The organism is Ketobacter sp. (genome assembly GCF_003671495.1).
Taxonomy (GTDB): domain Bacteria; phylum Pseudomonadota; class Gammaproteobacteria; order Pseudomonadales; family Ketobacteraceae; genus Ketobacter.
This window is the reverse complement of the sequence record NZ_RCHN01000023.1, coordinates 342,925-368,779: the sequence shown is the minus strand read 5'-3', so window position 1 is coordinate 368,779 and position 25,855 is coordinate 342,925. Positions and strand designations below refer to the sequence as shown.

The window sequence follows — 25,855 nt, the reverse complement described above, 5'->3', positions numbered from 1 at the left end:
TTATTGTTTTGATACATCGCCGCCCATCATCGCAAACTTGATTGCAGGAGGCCAGACTGACCGGTCCCACCCCTGCGCCTCCAGGGTCAATGCGTTGCGATTACTGCAGCGGAATTTTCGGCCTCCACTGCAACCATTCCTCCTTGGCTTCGCTGTGCAGGGTGAACGCCTGCCCACTGGCCACCGGCTCGGTACTCTGCTGCGTCTCCGGCGTGGCAAAGGAGATGCCGCCCGCCAGGATGGATTCCAGGGATTCGGTTTTGATGCTGGCGCCACTGAACAACCCCACATCGATGTTCACACCACTGGCGTTCCAAAAGCGGGTACCCGGTCGCACCAACACATGGAAGGGGGGTTCAATGTTGACGTAAACCAGCACTTCATCCGCCGTGGGGGCCAGCTCAAAGCCGGTCACCTGCCCCACCACCACATCCCGGTAATACACATGCAAGCCCGGGCGGATGGACGCCAGCCGCGGTGACTTCAGCACCACATTCAGGCCGCTGTCAGGGCGCGCCACCGGTGCCGGCTCCGCCAGTGCCACAAAGTCATAGTGAGCAGCACCGGTGCCGGGTTTCACTTCGAAATACTGACCTTTCAGCAGGGTATCCAGGTTGGAGGCGCCGGTGATGCCGATCTTGGGCTGCACCAGCCAGAAGCGGCTGCCCTGCACGGCGAATTGCTGCGGGTACTGGCGTAAAAATGCGTGGGCAGTGACACCGCTCAGATCCGGATTCAATTCGATGCGTTTCACCTCCCCCACCGTGAAGCCCTGGTATTTGATCAGGGTACCCTCTTCCAGGCCACGGCTGCCGGGCAGGCGAATGCGGATGGCAATGCCGTTTTCCCGGGCCAGTTCATAGTCTTCATACAGGTTGAAGACATGGCCGTTGTGCACGGTTTTGCCACTGCCCGCATCCGGGTTATAGAACGCGATACCGCCCTGCACGATGCTGGTGAGGGATTCCGCCCGCACTTTCAGTTTGGTGATGGAACCGCTCACCGAAATGCCGCTGGCTTTCCAGAAGCGGGAGTGGTCGTTCACCAGCCGGGCGTATTCCGGCTCGATGGTGATGTCGGCAATCACGCTGTTGCGGCTGCGGGACAGGGACACTGCCTGCACTTCCCCCACGGCCACCTGCCGATACAACACCGGGGTGCCACGGCTGACGGAACTGAGCTCGGCGCTCTCCAGTTTCAGGTGCAGGCCGGGGCGGCTGTAATCCACTTTGGGGGCTTCTTTCAGGGCCACAAAATCCCGTTGCGGTTCGGCCTGCTGATCCGGTTTCACTTCCATTACAATCTGACGGCCGCTGAGCAAGGTATCCAGCCCACTCACCCCCTGCAGGCTGATCTCGGGTTTGACCAGCCAGAAACGGGTGGCGCTGGTGAGATAGGGTTCGGCTTCCGGATGGAAGCTGACGGCGGCGGTGACGGCCAGGTTGTCCTCACTGAAATCCACCGCGTGGACCAGGCCGATTTCAAACCCCTGGAACATCACTTTGGTTTTGCCCGGCTCCAGGCTCACCGGCGGGCGAAACGTGATGCTGGCCCGCACCCCGCGCTGAGCGGCCTCGTAATCCTCATACAGGGTGAACACGTCCTCGTTGTCCGCGGGCGGATTGGTGTCGGTGAAGGCCGGGGTATCGAAGGTAATGCCCCCCTGCACCACCGACAGCAGGGATTCGGTCTGCACTTTCACACCACTCAGGTCGGCGCTGGCCTTGATGCCGCTGACGTTCCAGAAACGGCTTTGCTTACTCACCAAACCGGCGAACTCCGGTTTGATGTGAATGCGGATACTGACCTGATCCTGCTTTGGTTTTAACTGGTATTGGGTGACGGAGCCCACCACAATTTTCTTGAACAACACCGGCGCATCCACATGCAGTGAGCCCAGGTCTGATGCCAGCAACTCCAGATGCAGGCCCGGCACCTGGGTATCCAGGGGCGGCGGCTCACTCAGGGCCTTGAAGAAGGTGGTCTTTTTGCCGGTGAGGCCCACTTTGACGCCGATGTAGTTGCCGGTGACGATGGTTTCCAGGCCGGTGACGCCGCTGAGGCTGATCTCCGGTTTCACCAGCCAGAACTGGGTGCTCTCCCGCAACAGCGGCTCCACCCGACGATCAATTTCGACGGTGGCGATCACCCCTTCCAGGTCAGTGGTGTCCAGGCGGATATCCGACACCACCCCGGCGGTGATGCCCTCGTAGATGACTTTGGTCTTGCCCACTTCCATGCCGGTGCCGCTGGGAAAATCAATGGTGATTTCGATGGGCGCCTCAACCAGGGATTTCACCAGCAACCAGCCACCGATCACCACCGCCACCATGGGCAACAACCAGATAATGGAGATCGACCTGGATTCCTTCACCAGGGCTTCATGGTATTCCTGATCAGTCATTCGAATCTTCCTGCAAATCCCAGATTAAACGCGGGTCAAAACTCATGGCCGCAAACATGGTGATCACCACCACCGTGGCAAAGGCCGTGGCACCGGGGCCGGCGGTGATCTGGGCCACCGTGCCCAGGTCCACCAGTGTCACCAGTATGGAGATCATGAACAGGTCCAGCATGGACCAGGCCCCCACCACCTCAATGATGCGATACAACACCGTGCATTCGGTTTTACTCAACGCCCATTTGAAGTGTACCGTAAACAACAGCAACATAATGCCCAATAACTTCAGCACCGGCACCGCAATACTGGCTACAAACACCACGATGGCGATGGGCAGCATGCCCTCTTCTGCCAGTTTGATCACCCCGGAAATAATCGTATCCGGCTCCCCTTCCCCGAAATAAATCACCGTCATGATGGGATACAGGTTGGCCGGCACCAGCAACACCCAGGCGGCGACCACCAGGGCCCAGGTGCGGGATACGCTGTTGGGAATACGGGCATGCAGAGCGCCGCCGCAGCGGGGGCAGGCGCCCTGGTGGGCGCGGGGCGCCCGCACCAGCAGATGACAGTCGGTACACAGCACCAGGCCTTCAGCGCGGGCGGACTTCATGGATGCCTCCCCGATAGCGACCCACTTGCTCCCAGATGCTGTGGGTATCGAACAACATGGTATTGAGGGTGGTGGCCAGCATCATGCCGGAAAAACAGATCATGCCCACACCCATGTGCACCTGGCCGGAGTCGATCATCTTCACATAGGCCACCAGTATCCCCAGCATATACACTTCCAGCATGGCCCAACGGCGCACGCGGGCCTGCAGCTTCAGCAACAGGATCAACAGGCCGCCATAACGCCGGGCCCGGACCAACAGGCAGATGGACAGCACCAGGGCACTTTCCAGGGTGGGCGCCAGTATGCTGCAGAACAACACCAGCAATGCCATCCACCAGAACCCGGCCTGAAACAGGTGCAGCACCCCTTTGATCATGGTGTCCACCGTATCCAGCCCCAGCATGTTGAACGTCATGATGGGCATGGTGAAGGCCGGCACCATCAGGGTTAAGGATGTGAGACTGAGTGCCATGCCGCGATTGACCGGATCACGGGCTGGCTTGCGCAGTGTGCAATTGCAACGGGGACACACCAGCTTCTTACCGGGCGGCAAGGCCACCCGGGTCAGCAGGGCATCGCACTCATGGCAGGCTAGGTGAGGTTGGCCGTAGAGCATGGTGACTCAGCCGTATCATTTGACTTTAACCGCCACGCCCCGGGCTTCTATGTGGCCGAAGCTGATGATGTCGAACCCTTCTTCGTAGGTCACATGAATCACCGCCGTGGCCCCCATGGCACGGGCTTTTTGCATCAGCCCCAGGCGGGCATGGCGCTGGGTGGGAGCCTCGTTGAACATGGAGGCCGGCCGGATCACCACTTCCAAGGGGCCGATCTCCTCATAGGGTACATCCAGGTCACCTTCGGTGATGGTCACCGGATAATCCCCGGCTTCGCGGTCGGTGCTGGAAGGCACCACGTTGGAGGTCATACGGTAGCCGGTACAACCGCCCAGCACCACCAGCGCGACACCGATGAGCAATACTCTTTTCATGGCAAAACAGTCCGTATATCAATTGGTTGGTTATTATGTCGGGCTGCAATCAAACGTAAAACGGCAAAACCCTAACTTACCACAAATTGATCGCCAGCACGTACCTGCAGGGCGTAAACGGGGTCTCACCAACACAGGGGTTTCACCAATGGGGTGAGACTGATGTCATGACACTTGGGCTGCCCCACATTCTGGTCGGTTGGGTAAGGCAGTAAGGCCCCCGTGCGCACATAACCACGGCGCTCATAGAAGCGGATCAGCTGGGTATTCTGGGTCACCACACACACCTGAAACGGCAGCCGGTAGCGGCGGGCATGGGCTTCGGCGAAATCCAGCAGTTGCGCCCCGTAACCCAGACCCTGCAATGCCGGCGCCACGGCAAAGGTGCCGAACTCGACGGCATCCTCCAATTGCTTAATCGCGATGCAGCTGACCACGTTGCCTTCTTCCACACCCGCCATGCCCTCCACACCGACAATCAGCTCGGTCTGTGGATGCTGGATCAGACTCACCAGTGCATCCCGGTGGATACGGTCTCCGGCCACCAGGTGTTGTTCGGTAGTCCAACGTCCCGGGCCATCATTACCCCGGTAAGCGGCATTGATCAGTCGCTGCAGCGGCTCCAGCCCGTTCAGACTGGTGTGAATCCGGAACCGCATCCGTCAACCCCCGGTAAGGGCCTGGAAGACATAGACAGTGCCCCCTTCCGGCACGCGGTCCGACAGGGTTTTGCGGTCCACCAGCATGCTGTCGTTGACGCTGATCAGCACATGCCGGCGCACCGCACCCCGTTCATCCAGAACGTAATCGGTAAAGCCCGGCGCCAATTCATTCACCGCCGCCAACACTTCCGCGACCGATTGCCCGGGCACGATGATTTCCCGGCCTTTTAACGCGGGAAAAAAGCGAAACAGGTGCGACGTCATCTCCACCCGGGCCATGGGCTTGATCCTGGTCTCAGTCATCGACATTAACCAAAGCGAACCGAATACACCGGCGGGAAGTTGCTGCCCAGGCATTGCCAGGTTTCCCCCCGGTCTTGCGACAGATACACATTGCCGGTGGTGCTGCCAAAGCACACGCAATCACCGGCCGCGTCCAGGCTGTGGCGCAGTACGATGTCGTAGGCGTGTTCCTGCGGCAGCCCATCACGGAACGTCTGCCAGGAACGGCCTGCATCCTGGGTGCGCGCCACAAACAGACCGCCACCAATGGCCATGCGTTCGGAATCCGCCCGCGCCGGCACCACCCAGGCGGTTCCCCCTGCCTTCGCATCGGCCGCGATCGGGAAACCGAAGTGCACCCCGGCGTCGGGCCGGCTGACCTTGTTCCAGTTCTGCGCGCCATTCTCACTGTAGAACACGCCACAATGATTCTGTTGCCACAGGTGATCCGGCTGCCCCGGGCAAACGGTGACAAAATGTGGATCATGGCCCCATTCCGCCGCGGGGTTCGGCAGGTAATCCATGAGCATGCCCCGGTTGCGGCCGTGCCAGCTTTGGCCCCCATCGGTGCTTTCCAGCACGCCGGCGGAAGACACCCCCACGTACAGATGGTCCGGGTCCCGTGGGTCTACCACAATGGAATGTATCCCCGGCTCAAACACCCCATAGTCGATGCTGGCCGGTGTGCCGCCCCAGGTGTTTTCGCTGCTGGCGTCGCCGGCAAACAGGTCCCCGCCGCGACTGGGATGATTCCACAGGGGGCGATTCAGCTCCCAGCTGTCACCGCCGTCATCGCTGACAAACAAGCCGCCGGGAATGGTGCCCGCATACAGGCGACCGGGTTGTTGCGCAGCGCCGAAGGCCAGGTTCCAGATTTTATAAACCGTGGCATCCTGATACTCCGGAGCGCCCACCGGGGCCTCTGGGTCAAAGTCCGGAGTCGGCAGGTACTTCACAATGTAGCGCGCGCCTGCGGGATACTTGATGGCGGGGGCGTCCTCCCAGCTGGCACCGCCATCGCGGGAACGGGACAACTTGGGCCCCCAGTGGCCATGGTCCAGAGAGGCCCACAGGGTGCCATCACGGGGGTCCCGGGCGGCATAGCACACCGGCATCCCCTCGTGGGCGATGGGTTTGGGCCGCCAGCCGGAGGCGGTTTGCTCGATGATTACAGTACCTTTACGGGTTCCCAGCAGAATGGTGTTGGACATGGTGTCGCCCTCAGAGGGGTAAGGAAAACAAGCGCAGCGGAACAGCCAACGCCATACTACCCCGGCCACCAGGCCAAAACCAGAAGCGGGGATGCCGAATCCGTCACAGGGGCGAGCGCCTGTACGGATGCGCACAAATACTGCTCAGGTGCCGGTGGCGCCCCACTTTGGTCTACACTGGGTAGGACAGGGATGCTATTCCGGGTGCTGCATTGGATATCAGCGAACTCAATTTACAGAACCTTCTGGAACACGCTCACATCGGTGTGGTGATTCATCGATGGGATACTTCGATTATTTATGCCAATCCCACCGCGCTGCGCCTGATGCGACTCACCTATGAGCAAATGATCGGTAAGGATGCCTTCGATCCGCAATGGAGCTTCGTGGATGATGCCGGCAAAAAATTGCTGATCGAGGATTACCCGGTCAACAAGGTCAAGAATTCCTCGGAGCGCCTCACCAACGAGATCATGGGGGTCATCGACAGTTCCCGGGAAGAAGTCAGCTGGTTCATGATCAACGCCTACCACGAGGGCGATGACAACAGCGAAAACCGCTTCGTGGTGGTGACCTTCACCGACATTTCCGATTCCCGGGAGCTGTTCTCTTTCCGCGACATTGTGGAGAACACCCAGGACATCGTGATCGTCACCGAAGCCAATGACATCGACTATCCCACCGGCCCCAAAATCGTCTATGTCAACAAAGCGTTTGAGCAACTGACCGGATACAGCGAGGAGGACATCATCGGGGAAACCCCCAGAATGTTGCAGGGCGCCCTCACGGACAAAGCATCCCGGGCCCGCATTCAAAAGGCCCTTGAGGCACAGCAGGCGGTCAGCGAAACCCTGCTCAATTACGACTGCAACGGCCGCCCCTACTGGATCGAAATGAACATCATGCCGTTGCAAAACAAATACGGGGAAGTGACGCACTTTGCGGCCATTGAACGGGACGTTTCCGAGCGCAAGTTCCACCAGGAACAATTGGAAAAACGCAACCAGGATCTGAAAAGCCTGAAGCAAAACCTGGAACGCCTGGTGGAAGAACGCACCGTTGAATTGCAGAAAGCCAAAGCCAAGCTGGAAACCCTGGCCTTCTTCGACCCGTTAACCAACATTCCCAACCGCCGCTATTTTATTGATCACTCCAACAAGCTGATCAAGTCCTGCAATCGCAGGCAGTTGATGGTGGCCTTTGGCTTGCTGGATATCGACAATTTCAAACGCCTGAACGACACCCACGGCCATGACATCGGTGACCGGGCCCTGAAAGCCCTTGCCCAGTATCTTAGCCAGTTTTTTCGTGTGGATGACGCTTACTGTCGTTACGGCGGCGAGGAATTTGCGTTCACCGTGGCCATCGAGCAAAAGCAGAATCTGGACAGCATCGCCGAGCGCTTGATTCACGGCATTCGCGAACTCAATATCGAGTTGACTGAGCACGAGTCCATCTCCATCACCGTGAGCCTGGGCATCAAACTGGCCACCAACACCGATGAACTGGATCTGGAAGCAGAGCTCAAACAGGCCGATGCAGCGCTCTATCAATCCAAGCAGGATGGTAAAGATCGTTACACCCTGTGCTGATGCTCCCGCTCCACCAGAATAAAAGCCCCACCGTTGCCGGCGGGGCTTCTCCCTTTCGCTCCTATCGTCTTTTTTTTATGGCTTACAGGAACCGTTCATCGCCATCGGCAACGCCGTCCGCATCGCGGTCAATGGCGATACGGTAGCCGGTTCCCACCGGCACACAGGTGAAGGTGATGGCATGTTTCTCATTCAACGCCAGCCCCAGCAACTGGGCCTCGGTGAGGGCCGGGAAGATGGCCGTGTCGGTGCGATAGAGTCCGCCTTCGTAAATGAAGCCGCGCTCACGCCCCATGAAGTTGGCCTTGGCCACCAGATCACATTCGCCGGCCAGGGTACGCTCGGTCATCAACGCAATGCGGTCAGTGGCATCGGTGCCCATGCCCTGGTGATAGGTGACCTGCTGCCCCAGGATGGGCTTGAAGTTGGAATCAAACGCCATCAGGTAGGAGCTGAGTGCACGCCGGGCTGTGAATCCGGCAGGATCCGGAATCGGAATGGGCTCACCGTGTTCATCCAGTTGGAAGGTGGGCAGGCCACCCGGGTTGGGGCCAATGGGGTTGCTGAAATTCATGTTCTTCACAAACACCTGACCGGTGAGGTGATGCTCCACGCTGCCCACCGCGCCATCAGGCTGGTAGCCGTAGCCGCGCACCGCCGGGATGGACGGATTGATCTGCGGGATGGGGGTCAGGGTGCGGTTGCTGTCCGGTGCTGAGGCAAACATACCCACCTTCTGGTACATGTTACGGAAGTGGGCCACTTTGAACACCATGGGCAGATTCTCGAACGAGAGCCGGCCACTGGTACCGAAGAAACCGGGTTTATCGGTGAAGCCTTCGTTACCGGTCGGGTCCAGGGTATGACAGCCATTACAGTTGTGCAGTCGATCCACCGGTAACTCCGTCATCAGCATATTGCCCTGTTCATCGAACACCGGATTGCCCATTTCGTCCATCACTGGCATTTGCTGATGATATATGGCCTCACCCATGGCTTCCACCGGGGACAGGGTATTGTCCAGGGCCCGAATCGGGTTGGGTGGATACATCATTTCCAGGGCAAAACGGGTGAAGTCATTCATCTCCGCTTCTGTCAGCATGCTGTCACGCCCCACCAGGCCGGGGAACGCCACATTGAAGGAATTGAAGGCGAGGAACTCGTTGAACATACCGGAGTCCGGTTGCTGCGACACCACCGGCTGGCCGTTTTCATCCAGATAGGGAGTGCCGTCCTGCTGGATCGCGCCGTTGCGATCCCCGCGCCAGTGCATGGCACCGTGATTGGCCAAACCACGCAGGCTTTGGGTGGTCATGGGGCCTTTGATGGGCAGGAATTCCTCAAACAGTTCGGCCGAGGTGGGCAGCAGGCTGATGATGATTTCCGGCAGGAAGGTGAAGATATCCGTGGGGGAGCCGGTGGTGGTAATCGGCAGCGGCGCACCACCGGGGTTGCCCAGATCCCAGGACAGGTGATCCATGTCGCCGCCGACGTGGCAGCTGGCACAGGCCTGGGTGCCGTTGGCGGAGGTGTAGCTGGCGTCATACAGGAACGGGCGGCCGGCAGTGATGTGCTCCGGCTCCGGGTTGTACATGGTGGTGTGACCGATCTCACGGCGACGGTCCACGTCCACGATGGAGATACCGTTGTCGAAGCGGGTCATCACATAAGCGTTGCCGCTGCGTTCGTCATACACCACACCGCTGGGTCCACCGGCACTGAGGGCAATCTGATCCTGCCCGTTGGCGGTGATGGTGCCTGCCTCCAGATCGGCGGTGTCATAGATGGCCAGTTTGCCGGAGCCCTGGGCCACCACCATCAGTTTGCTGCCATCGGCAGTGACGGTCATGTCCTGGGGGAATGCCAGACTGATACTGCCATCCCCTTCCCCATCCACAATGTGCGGATTGAGGTTGTTGTATTGCATGGCGCCGCTGGCCGGGTCCAGTACCGTGATACGGCTGTCGACGATATCGCCCCGCACCGATGTGACGTTCATACCCGGGTTGTGCCCTTCAAAGCGCACATCGTTGTGGGCATCGGTGTTGGAGATATACACCTTGCCGTTCACCGGATTCACCGCCATGTTGAACAGGGTGGTGCCGGCATGGGGATAGGTCTGGGCCTGAATCTGCTGCGGCGGATACTGGCTGGCGTCGATGGTGAAAACATCGTAATCCGGCAGTTGCACCCGCACCCAGGCGTCAAAGTTGGTGCCCAGATCGTCGTACCAATGATAACTGCCGTCCGGGCCGGCTTTGTATTTCACCACGCGGGAAGTGAGGGGCTGGCGCGAACCGTCGTTACCGAAAAAGAAGAACGGATTGGTGGGGTCCATCTGGTCGGCGTAGACCGTGGCCACCGCTTCTTTGGAGGCGATGGTGGTCTGGTTGCCGGAATAGAAAGGTGCCGCGTATACCCGGGTGCCGTCGGCGCTGACGGCCAGGGCCCGGGGGGTATCGGCAAACAACACAATTTTATTCAAGCGCTCGCCGCCGGCGGCCGTGCCCAGGTTGTCGGCGTCAAACACCCACACATCGGCGCGACCGGTGGCCGGGTTGTGCAGATCCGGATCATCGCCACTGTTCTGGCCGCGGTGGGCCGTGGTGATGAACGCCAGGTTGCCATTGGGCCCGCCAAATACGATGTCACGGGGCTCGTCACCCACGTGCAGGGTACGCACCACCCGGGCATTGCCGTGGCGACCTTCCAGTTTAATGATGCTGACGGAATCCGACAGGTGATTCACCACCCAGATTTCACGCTCGTTGCGCACGGCAACCGACACCGGCTCCATCCCGACGCTGACAGAACCAATGGCTTTCAGTTTTCCGCTTTTGCGACCTTTGCCTTTGCCTGAGGTGCGATAAATTTCGAGCCGGTTATCCGGCGTGTTGACGGCAAACAGGTATTTACCATCAGGGGACAGGGCCAGCGGGCGCACCTGCAGGGTTTCAAACAACCGGTAATTGATTTCCGGAGTGGGCACCGTATTGGAGAACACCGGCCACTTACCATGATGCCCCGGATGCATACCATGCGAACCCGCTGACGCCACCACATTACTGCTGAGTGCGGCACCCACGCACAACGCCCCAGCCGATAACAATCCCACGAAGCTATTCGTTTTATTACTGCTCATTACTTTTTCCTCAGTCCGTCGGTGCGATCCCCAAAAGGCAGCGCGCACAACCGCGCACTAATGCACAGATCGCCAATGCATTGGTGTAGAAAAACAATAAAAGTGGTTTATTCCGCGCTGAAGAAAAGCAAGCAACACCCAGGATGATTTTGATTATTTGGTTAGAGTTGCCTTGTTGTTGGTGTTGTCAGCTTCAAATCATCGTGAACATTATTGATTATAGTTTGACCAAGACGCACCGCGAGGAAATGACAGCCGTAACTTTCAACCTGTGAACTGCTCTGCACAGACACAAGCTGTAACAAAGTCTGGCAAGGATTTCGCTACAAACGTTTTGGGAGAGGGGTGGGTTTCTGAATAATCCTGACAAAAGAATCCACTAGCCGGCAAAGCTCGACGCAGCATCGGGCTCAGGGATTGTAAATATTCTCAAATCCCTGCTGGCTGAAGCCGTTCATGCGCTTCTTGCCCACCAGAATCACTGGCACGCCTTTGGCACCCATGGCGTCATAAGCACGACGGGCGCTCGGGTTTTTTTCTATATCGTATTCCGTGAAGGGAATGTTATTGCTGGTGAAGTATTGGCGGGCTTTGGTGCAGTAGCCACACCAACTGGTGGAATACATGGTGATTTTCTGGTTGAGCGGTTTTCTGACGCTGGGCTCGGCAAACTCCACATCGTCATAACTGACGGATTCGTAGGTATTGACTTCCAACTGAATGGTTTCCACCGCCTGGTTTTTCCGGGGCGCGTCACCAAAATGCACCCGTCCCTTGTCATCCACCCACTTGTAAATCTCAGCGCTGGCCAGCCCACTGCAGAGCAGACACAACAGAGTGACCAGGGCACGCAAAACGATTTTTGAGTTCACACATTAATCCACACAGCTTAGTCAGAGTCCTTACAGTATAACCAAAAAACCCCGGCACGGTGGCCGGGGCGCTTTTGGCGGGTGTGTTGGGGTGCTGCGTTGTTACAAAGCGACGTTACAAGGCGCGCTCGAAGGTGACCGCGTCACCACTGGGGTCGATGATCATCTGCTCCTCGGACAAGCTGATGGTGAAGTCCTGGGCCGCACAACTGGCCGCAGCCGCATTGCACACCAGGGCTTCGCCATCGTTGTTCTGGTCCACGGTCACCGTCAACACATCAGCGTTCAACGCATAGGTGCCCCGCTCAAAGCCCACAAAGCCATTCTCTTCTTGCCACTGAATGGCAAAGTATTCTCCTGCGGGCAGGAACATCATCAGCACACTGTCATTCTGCAGATGCCAGGCGCCCACGATGCCATCGCCAGTCAAGGCTTCACGGTCCAGGGCAAACTCATCCACGGTGCCCGGGAACAGGGTGAGGGCACTGGCAGACACATCCACTTCGTACATCAGGTCACTGCAGGTACTACCCGCACCCTGATCACAGAACAGGGCTTCCCCATCGTGGTTCTGCTCGGTATACACGAACAGCTCATTGCCATAGTGTTCGTATCCACCCCGTTCAAAGCCCACAAAACCATTGCCTTCGATCCATTGGATGCCAAAGTACAGACCGTTGGGCAACATGGCGAACAACACCGATTCGGACGTGTTGGTGTAGATGCCGGCGATGGTGCTGAACGCCGCCAGGATCTGGTCACGGGCCGTGGTGTTGAACACCATGTCCATCTCCTGCGTGTTTTGCAACACGCGTTCACCACGGCGCACGAGCGCACTGCCATCCAGAGTGGACTCGACGAAAATGAAGGGGTGGCGTTCATACTCATCCAGCTCCGTGATTTTCGCCGCCACATCCGGTACATCCCATTGCACCAGGTCGATGCCGCCCAGACTGGTGGCGGTGAAACCGATCTCATCCATAACGATTTTGTCCCCCCAGTAATCCGGGGCTGAATCATAGAACTTCACCACCAGGGCCGTGGGGTTGGCGCCAGCGGTGGTGCCATCATCGCTGATCAGGAACAGATTCACCGAGAAGCGGCCACCCATATCCCAACCTTCACCGATCCACAAACCACCGGAGTTGATGCTGCCGCTCTCAAATTCGGTGGGGGTATAGACCAGATCATTGAGGGCCGTGGCGGCCACCGGATCCGATTCGCCGTCGCCATTCTGATCCTGCCAGGCCGTGGCCACAACGTTGGCGCACGTGTAGGTGTCGGCGACAAAGGCATTCCAGTCATCATCGCACCAGAACTGATAGCTCTCGGTTTGCTCGGTGATGGTGGCCACATAGGCGCGGGCGCCGCTGCTGAACACATCGTCCTGCGTCAGGCCGGCATGGAAATCCTCACCCAACAACGCTGCCATGGGTTTGCCTTCCACATTGAACTCGGCCAGTTCCACGTGGGAGGTGACCAGTGATGATACGGTGACACCGTCCTCCTGTAAGGGGCTGAGGATCGCCGTTTCACCCCCGCTCACGTAACCACTGATGGTGTAACGGTCCAGAGCGGTGTCCAGCCCGTTGGCGGTGATGTACAGATCCACTTCATCGTCCACCAGCTCATCCCAGGCGCCGGTACTGGCGTTGTACTCGAAGAAGGATTCCGCCGCACCGTCGGTGATCAGCCCATACTCGAAGAAGCGCTGCTCCTGTTGCGTTGCACCGTCATACCAGGCATCGCTTTCGAACCAGGCAATACCCGCGGCCAGCACGGTGGATTCCTGCACCGCCGTTCCCGGAGTGAAGACAACACTGCCGCTTTCGGAACAGCTGCCCTCCTCTTCACTGTAACTGCCGTTGAAGCTGGTTCCGGCAACAAAATCACCGGACAGCGTGAAGCTGGAAGTACTGTCACTGTTGCTGAAGGAGAAGCCGCCGTTGGCGTCGATGGTGCCCAGGTCTTCCCAACCACCGTCTTCGTCTTCACCCCGCAGGATCACCTGATTGCCGATCTGCTCCACCTGCACCAGTTCACTGCCGCTGGTTTCGGTGATGGTGACGCAGCTTTGGGTTTCCTCATCGTATTCCGTACCAGAACCGGTCCAGTCGATGAAGTAGACACCGGCCATATTGACTCCGGGATCGGCGCAATCGGCAGGTGTCTGATTGCTGCCGGCCAGGAACGGGCAGGCGTCGCTGTTGTCACCCACCTGGTCACCATCAGCATCGTTCTGCTCCGTGGCATCGGTGGGGAAGGCATCGCTGTCGTCCGGTACACCATCGCTGTCGGAATCCAGAGGCAGGCCACTGTCACAGGCGTCACCGATGCCGTTGCCGTCGCTGTCGGTCTGATCGGAGTTGAACACATCGGGGCAGTTGTCTTCGGTGTCATACCAACCGTCGCCGTCCGAGTCCATGGGTTCCACTCCGCCGTCACAGGCGTCACCCACACCATTGCCATCGGTATCGGCCTGGTCCGCGTTGGCGTCCAGCGGGCAATTGTCCTCGGTGTCCACCACGCCGTCACTGTCGCTGTCCGGTTCGGTATAACTGAACCCGTTGATCAGCTCGTTCCAGGCGGTCACGTTCAGGCCACGGTACTCCCGTTGTTCACCCTGGGGCGAGAACCAACCCACGCGCACATAGGGGGTGGCATCGCTCAGAGAGACTGCCGCGATCATCACATTGGGATTTTCCTCGAAGTGGTAATAGAAGTGCTCCACTTCCAGCGTGTCCGGCAAGGTGAACATCAACACCAGATCACCGGTGCCCATGGGATCGCTGATACTCCAGGTCGCAGAGGCATCGGACACCAGGCTGGCGTTGGCACTGCTGCCATCATGGGTATAGAACGCCACGCTACCGCTGGTACCGGCCGCACCACTGACATCGCTGCCCTGCAGCCAGGCAAACAGTTGCAGCGAGGTGCCCGCCGGGGTCCAGCTTTCGCCCACTGGAATGCCACCGATGGGCGTGCTGGGAGCACTGCCGGTGCTGTGCAGGATATCGGTCAGGGCCGTGGCCAGATTGTCCGCCGTGGCGGCGTCCTCACCGGCTTCCGGATAGGTTTTCCAAACCCAGTTTTCACAGCTGATCAGCTCCCGCTTCGGCATGCCGTAATCACAGCCCAGCTCATACTCATCCACCTGGCTCAGCACGGTCACCCCTATGGCACGGGCATCGCTGCTGCTGAACACCGCGCTGGGGTCCGCCACCGCGTCTTCCCAATCGCCATCCAGGAACTCCGTCATGGGCAGTCCGCTGACGCTGGCGGCATAGGTGGTCACCAGCCACTGGCTACCGTACGGTCCACCCGGTGCGCGGGCCAGGGTGAAGGTGGTGCCCGGAGTGCCGTCAATGCCGGGAGTTTCATCGAAGTCATTCCAGCCGGTGGCCGTAAGCATCCAGCTGCTGCCACTGAACAGGGCCCAACTGCTGCCGTCCCACTCATATTCGTAGCCACCGGTGGTGTCGAACTGGGTGTAGCCGAAACGATGGATATCCACTCCGGTAGGATCAAAATACTCCCGGTCCGCATGGGGGAAGGCTACACCCTGGTCACTGCCGGAGGTGCTCAGTACCGTGGCCGCTTCCACCTGGCTCATGACGGACAACGTGCCCGTGTAGGTGTAGCTGCAGGAGGCAATCTGCGAACCGCTGCCGTCCTCGCCACTGAACACGTTGAAGGTTTCAGTCACGCTGGTGCCGGTGATGAGCGTTGGTGCGTTGATGTCATCCACGGTGCCGCTGAAGCTGAAGGCTTCCGCCACGCTGTACAGGAACACCGGGCTGCCACTGGAGTAGTCGTACTCGTTGTGGGCGCCATCGTCCTGGAAGCCGAACTGCACGTTGCCTTCTCCGTCCACCGAGCCAGTGTCGCCGTCGTCCTCGCCGCCGTCATTGTCGAACACCAGCTTGATGCTGCCACCCTGCTGCTTGACGAAGGCCACGCCGGCATGGCTGTCACCCACATCGATATCACAGACTTCACTCAATGGAATGCTGTTGGGCAGAGAGCCACTTTCATCTTCAGTGTCGGCCGTGATGCTGGCCAGCCAGAATCCGGCAATGGCCACCGGCGGTGCCTCACAGGCGTCACCTTCACCATCACCATCGGCATCTTCCTGGTTTGCATTGGATACCAGGGGACAGTTGTCGGCGCCATCGTCCACACCGTCGTTGTCGTCATCGCTGTCGCACACATCACCCTGGCTGTCCTGATCGCTGTCCAACTGGTCCTGATTGGCATTCAGCGGGCAGTTGTCGGCCGCATCACCCACGCTGTCTGTATCGGTATCGGCCAGTAAGGGGTCTGTGCCCAGGCTGGCTTCCTCCGAATCCGACAGGGAGTCGTTGTCATCATCGTCATCACACAGGTTACCAACTTCATCCTGATCCGTATCCAGTTGGTCCTGGTTGGCCACAAGGGGGCAGTTATCGCTGTTGTCACCCACGCTGTCGCTGTCAGTATCCGCTGATTCCGAGGCATCCAGCGGGAAGGCGTCCTCCGCATCCGCTACGCCGTCACCGTCATCATCGCTGTCGCACAGATCACCCAATTCATCACCATCGGCATTGGCTTGATCCTGGTTGGCCACCGCCGGACAGTTATCCACGTCATCGTTGACGCCATCGTTGTCTTTATCGGTGTCACACAGATCACCAATGCCGTCGAAGTCACTGTCTTTCTGCTGGGTATTGGCAACTAAAGGACAATTGTCGTATCCATCCAGCACCTGATCGCCATCCACGTCGGGATTGGTGCTGTTGCTGTCCTGACTATCGGGGATGTTGTCGTTGTCATCATCCTCGTCGGCGTTATCGCCAATGCCATCCTGATCCGCGTCAGCGGTTTCCTGGTCATTCAGCGGGAACGCATCGGCGCTGTCCGGGGTACCGTCGTCGTCATCATCCGTGTCAGTGTTGTTACCGGTGCCATCACCGTCGGTATCCACAGATTCGGTGGGATCGTTGGGGAAGGCATCCTCTGTATCCGGCACACCATCGTTATCATCATCCGGGTCGGGGTTCAGGCCACCGCTGTCCGCCAGGCCGTCACCGTCAGAATCCACGTAGGGAATACCGGGATTGTTACCGTCACTGTCGTCGGAATCATCACCCACCGGCCAGCCGTCGTTATCCTGATCATCAACGCTGGAACGGCTGCTGTCTTTGGGGAAGGCGTCCTCAGTATCGGGGACCCCATCACCATCATCGTCTGTATCGGCGTTATTACCAATGCCATCACCATCGGTATCCTCAAACTCCGCAGGATCGTTATCAAAGGCATCGTTGTCGTCGGACACACCGTCGTTGTCGTCATCCGGGTCGCTGTTGTCGCCGATACCGTCCTGATCCGCATCCGCACTTTCATTACTGTTCAGCGGAAAGGCATCGTCCACGTCGGCCACACCGTCACCATCATCGTCGGTGTCGCACTTGTCGCCCTTGCCATCGCCATCGGTATCCACCTGCTCCGGGTTGGGCGTGGCCGGGCAGTTATCGAATTTCTGCCCCGCCGGTACATCGGCGTCCGCCAGGTTGGCCGGACGCACCGGCACCCCGTCATCGTCCAGGTCAAAGCTGGCAAAGGCCAGTAACGGGAAGGCATCCACTCCGTCCAGGGCGCCGTCTCCATCGGTGTCCCGCTTGAGGGGATCGGTTCCGGCTGCTGATTCATCGGCATCGGACACCCCATCGTTGTCATCGTCCTCGTCGGTGTTGTTGCCGATGCCATCCCGATCGGTATCCGCCCATTCGGTGTTGTTGCGCGGGAAACGATCCCGGTTGGTGGTGGCAATGGAGGCGGCATCGTTCCGCACGCCGTCACCGTTGGTGTGATTGGGACGGCCATCACCGTCGATATCATCGTCCGAGTTATCACCGAATCCGTCGCCATCCAGATCAGACTGTTCGTTGGGATTCAGGGCAAAGCTGCCACCGGGGCCATCTTCCGCATCCGGTACACCGTCGTTGTCATCATCCGTGTCGGGATTGCTGCCACCGCTGTCCGCCAGGCCGTCGTTGTCGGTATCCACAAACTGAATGCCCGGGTTGGTGTCATCGTTGTCGTCCGGGTCCTGCCCCACGGCCCAGCCGTCGGCGTCCACATCCGTAGCATCAGAGGCGCTGGGGTCCAGGGGGAAATCATCCTCGTCGTCCGGTACACCGTCGCCGTCATCGTCCTCATCTTCGTTGTTACCGATGCCATCGCTGTCGGTATCCATTTTCTCATCAGGATCGGTGGGGAACGCATCATTCAGATCCGCCACGCCGTCGTTGTCATCATCGGTGTCGGTGTTATTACCGATGCCATCGCCATCGGTGTCCGTATCTTCGGTGGGATCAGTGGGGAACGCGTCGCTCTCGTTGGGCACACCGTCGCCGTCCAGATCCGGATTTTTGGCAGCGGGCTTGAGCTCAACTTCGGTGTTTTCATCGATCTGGGCGGCCACGTCATCGTTGCCGGTGTCCTCGATTTCGGCCACCAGAATGGCCGCCATATCGCCCACGGTACGACCCAGAGGATCGTTGGGCACCGGCAATGATTCCGGATCCTGATCCAGCAACACCAACGCGGCGTTGGCGCCGTTGGTATCACCGCTGCCATCGCCGTCACCGTCGTACAAATCGGCGGTCACACCATCCACCTGGCCATCAATCTCACCGTCCGCCAGGTCTTCCGTCATTACAGTCAACACCGCCACCGGATCAGCACCGCCAACGGAGTTTGCAATCTGGTCCACCACCGACGCCAATGCCTGTACGGCGGAGCGATAGGCTGCCACCTGCTCCTGCTCTTCTGCAGTGTCGGTGTCGGCGTCCAGAATCGGAGGGGTCGTGAAGATGTCCGTGCCACTGCCCAGACCAAAGCCCACCGTGGACTTCACCTGTGCTGCCGCATCCGGCAGCGCTGTCAGCAATGCTGCCTCATCACCAGAGGCATCGAAGGTGGCAGCAATCGCGAGGTCCGTGGCCATGGTGGTCAGCAACGTGGCGTATACAGGGCGGTCGCTGTTAAGCATGTCCGCCGTCACCACGGTGCGCAACGTACCCACCACCGGAGCCAGACACTCGCTGGCCACATCGATGCTGCCACTGGTGTCCAGATCCTCACAGGCGGTCAGGTCGCGGGTGTCTGCATCCGCGCTGAACTCCAGCAGATAGGGCGCGTCGTCCGCGCTGGGTTTATCAATGCCGTTGATCCCGGCCCGGCTGTCGGTGGTGCCTTCACCCAACACCTGGCCTTTGAAATCCGCAACGGAGGTGTCGATGGTGTAGAGCGTGACGGTGGCAAACGCCAGGGGGCCATCCACACCGCCACCGGAGAGGCTCAGTGAGGCTCCGCCGCCCCCGCCGGAGGAAGACGAGCCGCTGCTGCCCCCTCCATCACTGCACGCTGTCACAACACTCAGCATCATCAGTAGCAAACACGACAGCATTCCGCCGCGCATCTTTGCATTCGTTCCGGATCGGGAATCCATATTCAATTTCCTTTTGCAGCAACAAGACACGGCCAGCCCATTTCAGGGACAGCGTTTTTCAGTGTAGAAAAAAATTTCAACCACGGCGGACGCCGTGTCATCAGGAATACCGAAGCGGCTCAGGCGCAGTATTTACGCTTGCATATCCGGGGCACTGTGCTTACCTGCAGAAAATCGCCTTTTTCAGGGAATAAGAGCGACAACCGTTGCTGGCACCAGGGTAAATGACGGGGCGTTTTATTCATTGCGGGGAAAACGAAACGGATTTGATAGATAAAATTTGTCTAAATATTTTGCCTGGGCCTAGGCCAGGCATACGCAATTGCGGCCCTGATGCTTGGCCTGATAGAGCGCCTGGTCCGCCTGCTGGATAACATCTTCGCCCTGATTACACAGGATGGCCCGATCCACCACCATCACGCCCGCGCTCACGGTCACCATGATGCGCCGGCCATCGCACAGGATCGGCGTTTGCGCCACATAGGCCCGTATCCGTTCCGCCACCTGCAGGGCTTCCGGCTCACCGGTGTTCGGCAGAATCAGCACAAATTCCTCACCACCGTAGCGGCAGACGATGTCCGAATCTGGACGCAACTGCTCCTGCATCAGGCGGCCGACACTGCGGATACACTCGTCCCCCGCCAGGTGGCCGTAGGAATCGTTCACCTGCTTGAAATGATCAATATCCACCATCACCAGCGCAAAGGAATAGCCCGAGCGCATGCAGGCCTGCTGCTCCTGTTGCAGCCGCTCAATGAGAAAACGCCGGTTCTTCAGTTTGGTGAGGGCATCCAGCTCACTGATGTGTTCCAGATCCTGCTTGGTGCGCTTCAGCTCCAGGGTACGCTCACGCACCCGGCGCTCCAGCAACATGGAATAATCCTCCTGGGCATCGGCCGCCTCCTGCAGGGCCCGCTGCGCCTGCAGCTGTTTTTCGATGGCCAGCTCTTTGGCTTCTTTTTCCCGCCGCACGGCTTTGATGGTCATCTCCTGCACCCGCAACTTCAGGTTGCGTTCCTCGTGGTACTTGTCACCCAGCGCAATGCACAGCAGCACCATGTCAAACACAGCGCCCCACAGAATCAGGTTCTCAGACGCCGCCGTCACCTCGATCCAGCCGAACTTGTTCAAACCCATTACCAGGGCCCCGATCACATACATGGTCCAGCCCATCAGGAACAAACGGGACGGGCGATGCCGCAGTGACACCCGCGCCACCATAGCACTCACCACCATCAGCACCGCAAAAAAGCTCAGCAGCGAAGAGCTGTAGGTAGCCACCTCGGCCGGCAGGAACGGCGTGATCACAATGCCTACAAAGCCCAGATTGCGGATAAACCAGAACAGCTTGACCGCTTTGAAATTCTTTTCATTGATGTTGAGGAAAACGCCACAGAACCAGGTGGAAAACGCGATCACCGCAAAGGTGGCCAGCGCCACGCTCATGTTCTGCAGGTCGGGGTAGCTGCTCCACAGATAACGATTGCCCAGCCCCTGCCAACTGAACACAAAGAACAGCAGTGCCAGGGAATGCCCCACATACAACAGGAAGGTGGTGTCGCGAATGGAAATATACAACACCAGGTTGTACAGCATCATGGCAAACAGAATCCCCACAAACAGGCCCAGGGCAGTGTCCTGAACTTCCTTGTAGGTGACCAGCTCATATTCCGGTAATAATTTGGTGGGCAGTTGCAGGGCGGTGTTCGACTCCACCCGCAGGTACACCTCGTAATGCTGGCCGAACTGAACCTGTACCGGGTACAGGGGCATGCGCGTGTCTGCCGGGCGTACTTCCCGCGGTGGCGCATTGCCTTCCACCAGCCAGAAGCGGACTTCCGTCAGAATGGCGTCTTCGATCAGCAGATACCAATTGCCGGGGCTGACGCTGCCGTTGGGAATCTGCAATCGGAACCAATGAGGCTCAAAGGTAAAGCCCAGGTTGGGTGCCTGCCAGCGGGATTTCTGCCAGGGCAAACCGTTACGCTGCACCTCATCCAGGGTGTACTGGTTATCCTTCAGGTAATACCAACCGTGCTGCTCGATGGGGTCGGCCCGGGCCACACCCAACAGCAACAACAGGCTCAGCAACATCCAGCCACGATACCCGCCACTATGCAAGGTGCTGCCCTCCTTCACGCTCAAACAGACAGACTTTATTACGGCCGCTGTGCTTGGCCGCATAGAGCGCCTGATCCGCCAGATCCACCAGTTGCTCCGGACGCTGATTGGGGCGTGGCACCAGGCCCGCCACACCAATACTGACCGTAATATGCCGGGGCCCGTTGGCATCAGCAAAACTGGTGGCCTCCAGGGAAGCCCGCATGTGCTCCGCCAACTGCTGCGCCTGCAACAAAGTGCGGTGTTCCAGAATCACGGCAAACTCCTCACCACCAAAACGCCAGATCTCCGCACCCTCCCCCTGCACCAGGGATCGCAATACACCGGCCACCTGGATCAGGCAACGATCCCCCGCCAGATGCCCATAACGATCATTAATGCGTTTGAAGTGATCCACGTCCACCATCATCAGGCAGAGTTCGGCCCGGGTTTCGCTGGCACGCCGGCAAGCGGCATGAATGGACTCATTAAAGTGATGACGATTGTAGGTGCCGGTCAAGGGATCTTTCTGCACCATCAGGGAAAGCGCCTCGGTTGCCTGGCGCAACTCAGTGGTGCGCTCTTCGATTTCAGCCTCCAGGCGCTGGTTGGCATCACGGCGGATCTGCAGGGTTTTCTCCTTGGCTTTGCGGGCGGTTTCCTCACTCAACAGGATGCGTTGCTTTTCTTCCCGTTCGGCGTTCAGGGAATGCAGCAGCACGGCTTTGGCTTTCAGCTTCTGCTCCTTTTCACTGTTGATGCGATCCCCCAACGCCATGGAAAACAGGATCATTTCCAACACCGAGCCCACCGACAGGGTTTGTTCCGTCCAGACGTTCACGCTCACCAATCCCAGCCGGTTCATCAGGAACAACAGGGCCCCGATCAACAACACGATCCAGCCCATGGTGAAAATCTTGATGGGCCGGTCGTCGGAACGGTAATAGGTGAAGATGGCGATGATGCCCATGGTCACCGCTGAAATGCCCAGGAAAACCATCAGGTACATGCGCATCATGTCCGGCAGCACATGCACCAGCAGAGCAGAGCCCAATGCACTCCAGCGGGTGATGTCCAACACGATCATAAAGCGGAAACCACGCTCCTTGAGCTGCATAAACCAGCTGGCAAAGGTGGTGGCGAAGAAGATGGTGGCATAGGCCGACACAAACACGGCCACTGAGGACACCGCAAACTGGTTGGGCCACAGGAAGCGCAAGCCAAATCCCTTCAGTGACACCTGCAGCATCATGAAGCCAAACACCGAGCCGATGTAGGCCAGATAGATGGGGTCCCGCAGGGTGGTATACAGAAACAGGTTATACAACAGCATGATGAACAGGGCCCCCAGCATGGCTGCCGTGAGCACGCCGGTCATTTCATCCCACGCCAGGAATCCCTCCAGCGACCACAGCGTCAGCGGCAGTTGCACCGAGTGCTGGCTTTCCACCCGGATGTAATAGGACAGCAGACTGTGCTCCCCCATGTGCACTGGAATCAGGTTGTGACGATGCCGAATATCCTGCTCGGTGGTGCGCCGCTGGGAGCCACCGGCATAATGGGAAACCACGTCGCCCTCTTCACTGACCCCATAAACGTCCAGGTAATCCATCAGTGGATTGGAGTTCACCAGCAGCCAGGATTTGGATTCCGCGGCCGCCTGCACATCCAGGCGAAACCAGTACACCGACGCCGTGTGGCCAAAATTGGGGATGGCTTCCCCCACCGGCTGCCAATCCTGCTGCTGGACCACCTTCCGCAACGGCGTATTCTTGTCGTGATCCACCCAGACGCTGAGGTATTCCCCCAGGTAACGGCCCTGCAGCGCCGTGTCCAGGGCCACCAGCTGGGCAGACGCCGACAGCGGTGCCGCCAGCCACGACACCGTCAGCACAGACAACAGCAGTGCGGCCCGGGCCATCGCGCCACCCAGGGATAGTAGATTTGAAATCAGCTTCGTCATTTAGATTATTTCTTGATCGCCTGATACAAATATAGAAACCCGTCGCGAATTTCTCCATTACATCCTGTAGCGATTCGTAACCGGCTTATAACTGTTAGCACTAGTTATAATCAGGACTATACTCTGTCTGAGCTAATGGACTCAGAATCTGGCCAACGCACTGGCCAAACACCTGATTAAGCACACCGGATTGGGATATGAACCGCACCGCCCCCTCGTTCTTGAGACGGTCCTATTTTTTTGTACGCAACGCCATCGAGCGCCGCACCCACACGGAAAAATTCATCGTGGCGGACAAAACCGCCCATGAGGTGCTGTTTTCCGACGGCCTGATGGAGTTGCGCTACTATCCGCACCAGGACAACATTCCCTTCGAACTGGACGGTGACGCGGTCGCGCCCCAAACGCAGCAACACAGAACCCCGATTCTGCTGGTGCCGCCCCTGGGGGTCTTCCACTGGATCTATGACCTGATGGCCGAACGCAGCTGGGTGCGGTTTCTGAATGCCAGGGGGTTTCAGGTGTATCTGGTGAACTGGGGGGCTCCGTCCCGACACGATGCCGGTCTTTCCATCGACACCTACGTCAATCACTGGCTGCAGAAAGCCGTATCCCAGGTGCAGGAACACAGCGGCGAACAGCGCATCTCCATGGTGGGCTACTGCATGGGCGGCCTGCTGACCCTGCTGTACGCCGGGGCACACAACCACGGACAGATCCGCAACATCGTCACCATCGCCAGCCCCATCGATTTTCACGCCAGCCACGCCTACGGCAAGGTGCTGGGTTGGGTGAAACGCTACACCCGGCGTGTCCCCATTCCGCGGGCGCTGGCCGACACCCAGCGCTTTCATGTGCCCGGTGATGTACTGTCGGTGCTGTTCAAGATGACCAACCCCCTGGCCGGCGTGGTGAGTTATTTTGATCTGGTGCGGAATCTATCGGACCGGGATTATGTGAAGGCACACCTCACCACCCGGGAATGGTTCAACAACATGCCGGATTACCCGGGCGCCACCGTGCAACAATTGGTGTTCGAATTCGGTATCAAGAATGCGCTGGCAGATGGCCGCGTCAGGATCGGTGATCGCGTTGCCGACCTCACCGGCATCAAGAGCAATCTGTTGGCGTTTGCCGGGGCCAGCGATAACATCGTCAGTGTGGCGGCGGCCAAAAAAATCATGGAACTGGGCACCATGGAAGACAAGACATTTATGGTGGTGCCCGGCGGGCATGCCGGCGTGTTTGCCGGCGGCAAGGCCCAGGAACACACCTGGGCCATCACGGCAGAATGGTTAGCGCAGCGTTCGGACTAATCGTTCTGATTAAACACTGAATTCCGTCAGCCAGCAGTCGTGCTTGTTGCACATGCTGAGGGCGTAGGCCGTACCTTTGTAACCCTTCAGATCGTGACTGGAAATGGGGCCTTTGGCCTGGGTGGGGTCGAACATGGTTTCGCCCAGGATATTCATGTCTTTGTCGAACACCGTATGCTTCACAATGTAGTGCTCATAGCCGTTCATTTCGTGGGGCGTGGTCACGGTCACCTGCCCGCCTTTCACGTCCACCACCGGAGCGTGTCCGGCCACCTTGGCACTCCAGCGTCCCGGGCTTTCCCTGGTGTAATAAACGCTGCCCGCCAACTTGGTGCTCAGCGCACTTTGCGCGGCACTGGCAACACGGGCCACCAGTGACGATCCCACCATACCCGCCAGCCCCAGGGCAAAAAACTTACGACGCTCCATCGTGCTCTCCTCTCGAGTCTTGTCGATCATTGATCCTGATCATTGTGTTTGAAGTTCGACCCAGACTATGCCAATCGGTTCGGCCAAACAAGTGACTAAATACCGCAAAAAGCACTATTATTAGAACTTTCTAATACACAAAAGAGGGGGCCCCATGCGGCTATTCCGTCAGTTCGTCACCCGCGTCGCCAATCTGTCTTTCCCCATGGCACTCGCTGTGTTGCCCATGACCGCAAGCCACGCCGACACCCCAACCGACCCTGTAGCCAGCCCACCCAGCCTGGCGCAACTGGAACAGCAGGCCAAAGACATCACTCAGTTGTTCGGCCAGGAGCTGAAGGCCGTGCTGCAGGGCACCATCATGGCATCCGGACCGGTGGAGGCCATCAAGGTCTGTCGCAGCAGCGCTCCGGCCATCGCCAATCGCCTGGCCCAGGAACAGGGCTGGGAAGTGGCCCGCACCAGCCATAAGGTGCGCAACCCCGACAACGCGCCGGATGCCTGGGAACAACAGATCCTGTCCCAATGGCAGGACAAGATTGCCCGCGGCGCCCCCGTGGCCAATTTGAAAACATCCGCTTGGGTGACGGAAGGCGGGGTCAAGGTGTATCGCTATATGAGCGCCATACCCACCGCGGGCCTGTGCCTGAACTGCCACGGCAGTAACATTGCCGGACCGGTGCGCAGCACCCTGCAGGACCTGTATCCGCAGGATCAGGCCACCGGCTTTAAAGAAGGGCAATTGCGGGGTGCATTCAGCTTGAAGAAAAGCTTTTAAATCAGCAG

At 58.7% G+C, this 25,855-nt stretch carries 16 protein-coding genes; 3 read left to right on the top strand and 13 right to left on the bottom strand.

Translation table 11 applies throughout. From position 1 onward, the window contains the following. Positions 1-100: 100 nt before the first annotated feature. The 7 genes from D9N14_RS13420 to D9N14_RS13390 form a co-directional block, all read right to left on the bottom strand. The gene (locus D9N14_RS13420; protein ID WP_290580487.1) at positions 101-2,404 is read right to left on the bottom strand and encodes a PqiB family protein; all 2,304 of its coding nucleotides are present in this window, start codon (positions 2,402-2,404) and stop codon (positions 101-103) included. After that, positions 2,397-3,014 carry a paraquat-inducible protein A gene (locus tag D9N14_RS13415; RefSeq protein ID WP_290580485.1) on the bottom strand — a complete coding sequence of 206 codons (618 nt, stop codon included), beginning with the start codon at positions 3,012-3,014 and terminating at the stop codon, positions 2,397-2,399. The genes D9N14_RS13420 and D9N14_RS13415 overlap by 8 nt, the downstream gene beginning before the upstream one ends. Next, the gene (locus D9N14_RS13410; RefSeq protein ID WP_290580483.1) at positions 2,995-3,633 is read right to left on the bottom strand and encodes a paraquat-inducible protein A; all 639 of its coding nucleotides are present in this window, start codon (positions 3,631-3,633) and stop codon (positions 2,995-2,997) included. The genes D9N14_RS13415 and D9N14_RS13410 overlap by 20 nt, the downstream gene beginning before the upstream one ends. Before the next feature lie 15 nt (positions 3,634-3,648). Continuing rightward, a complete protein-coding gene (locus D9N14_RS13405; RefSeq protein ID WP_290580481.1) occupies positions 3,649-4,008 on the bottom strand; it encodes a hypothetical protein in 360 nt (119 codons plus the stop codon). 125 nt (positions 4,009-4,133) lie between these two features. After that, positions 4,134-4,667 (bottom strand): GNAT family N-acetyltransferase, encoded by a 534-nt coding sequence (locus D9N14_RS13400; RefSeq protein WP_290580480.1) that lies wholly within the window; start codon positions 4,665-4,667, stop codon positions 4,134-4,136. Positions 4,668-4,670: 3 nt separating this feature from the next. After that, entirely contained in the window at positions 4,671-4,973 is a 303-nt protein-coding gene (locus D9N14_RS13395; RefSeq protein WP_290580478.1) for a MoaD/ThiS family protein, read from the bottom strand. Positions 4,974-4,978: 5 nt separating this feature from the next. Beyond that, a complete protein-coding gene (locus tag D9N14_RS13390) occupies positions 4,979-6,298 on the bottom strand; it encodes a WD40/YVTN/BNR-like repeat-containing protein (protein WP_290580476.1) in 1,320 nt (439 codons plus the stop codon). A gap of 77 nt (positions 6,299-6,375) precedes the next feature. On the opposite strand from D9N14_RS13390, the gene D9N14_RS13385 reads away from it, so the two are divergent. After that, positions 6,376-7,755 (top strand): diguanylate cyclase, encoded by a 1,380-nt coding sequence (locus D9N14_RS13385; RefSeq protein ID WP_290580474.1) that lies wholly within the window; start codon positions 6,376-6,378, stop codon positions 7,753-7,755. Between the two features lie 82 nt (positions 7,756-7,837). Here the strand turns inward: D9N14_RS13385 and D9N14_RS13380 are convergent, their stop codons facing one another. From D9N14_RS13380 to D9N14_RS13360, 5 genes are all read right to left on the bottom strand, one after another. Then, positions 7,838-10,897: a YncE family protein gene (locus D9N14_RS13380; protein ID WP_290580472.1), complete on the bottom strand. Its 3,060-nt coding sequence runs from the start codon at positions 10,895-10,897 to the stop codon at positions 7,838-7,840. Positions 10,898-11,307: 410 nt separating this feature from the next. Further along, positions 11,308-11,769 carry a glutaredoxin domain-containing protein gene (locus D9N14_RS13375; protein WP_290580470.1) on the bottom strand — a complete coding sequence of 154 codons (462 nt, stop codon included), beginning with the start codon at positions 11,767-11,769 and terminating at the stop codon, positions 11,308-11,310. A gap of 115 nt (positions 11,770-11,884) precedes the next feature. After that, positions 11,885-19,183: a thrombospondin type 3 repeat-containing protein gene (locus tag D9N14_RS13370; protein ID WP_290580468.1), complete on the bottom strand. Its 7,299-nt coding sequence runs from the start codon at positions 19,181-19,183 to the stop codon at positions 11,885-11,887. A gap of 381 nt (positions 19,184-19,564) precedes the next feature. Beyond that, a complete protein-coding gene (locus tag D9N14_RS13365) occupies positions 19,565-21,382 on the bottom strand; it encodes a diguanylate cyclase (RefSeq protein WP_290580466.1) in 1,818 nt (605 codons plus the stop codon). Then, positions 21,375-23,324, bottom strand: coding sequence for a diguanylate cyclase (locus D9N14_RS13360; RefSeq protein WP_290580464.1), 1,950 nt, complete (start codon positions 23,322-23,324; stop codon positions 21,375-21,377). The genes D9N14_RS13365 and D9N14_RS13360 overlap by 8 nt, the downstream gene beginning before the upstream one ends. Positions 23,325-23,521: 197 nt before the next feature. On the opposite strand from D9N14_RS13360, the gene D9N14_RS13355 reads away from it, so the two are divergent. After that, a complete protein-coding gene (locus D9N14_RS13355) occupies positions 23,522-24,640 on the top strand; it encodes an alpha/beta fold hydrolase (RefSeq protein ID WP_290580462.1) in 1,119 nt (372 codons plus the stop codon). A 9-nt stretch (positions 24,641-24,649) separates the two neighbouring features. On the opposite strand, the gene D9N14_RS13350 is transcribed toward D9N14_RS13355, so the two are convergent. After that, positions 24,650-25,069, bottom strand: coding sequence for a hypothetical protein (locus D9N14_RS13350; RefSeq protein ID WP_290580460.1), 420 nt, complete (start codon positions 25,067-25,069; stop codon positions 24,650-24,652). A 154-nt stretch (positions 25,070-25,223) separates the two neighbouring features. Between D9N14_RS13350 and D9N14_RS13345 the strand changes: the two genes are divergently transcribed. Then, a complete protein-coding gene (locus tag D9N14_RS13345) occupies positions 25,224-25,847 on the top strand; it encodes a DUF3365 domain-containing protein (RefSeq protein ID WP_290580458.1) in 624 nt (207 codons plus the stop codon). The last annotated feature ends 8 nt before the right edge of the window (positions 25,848-25,855 follow it).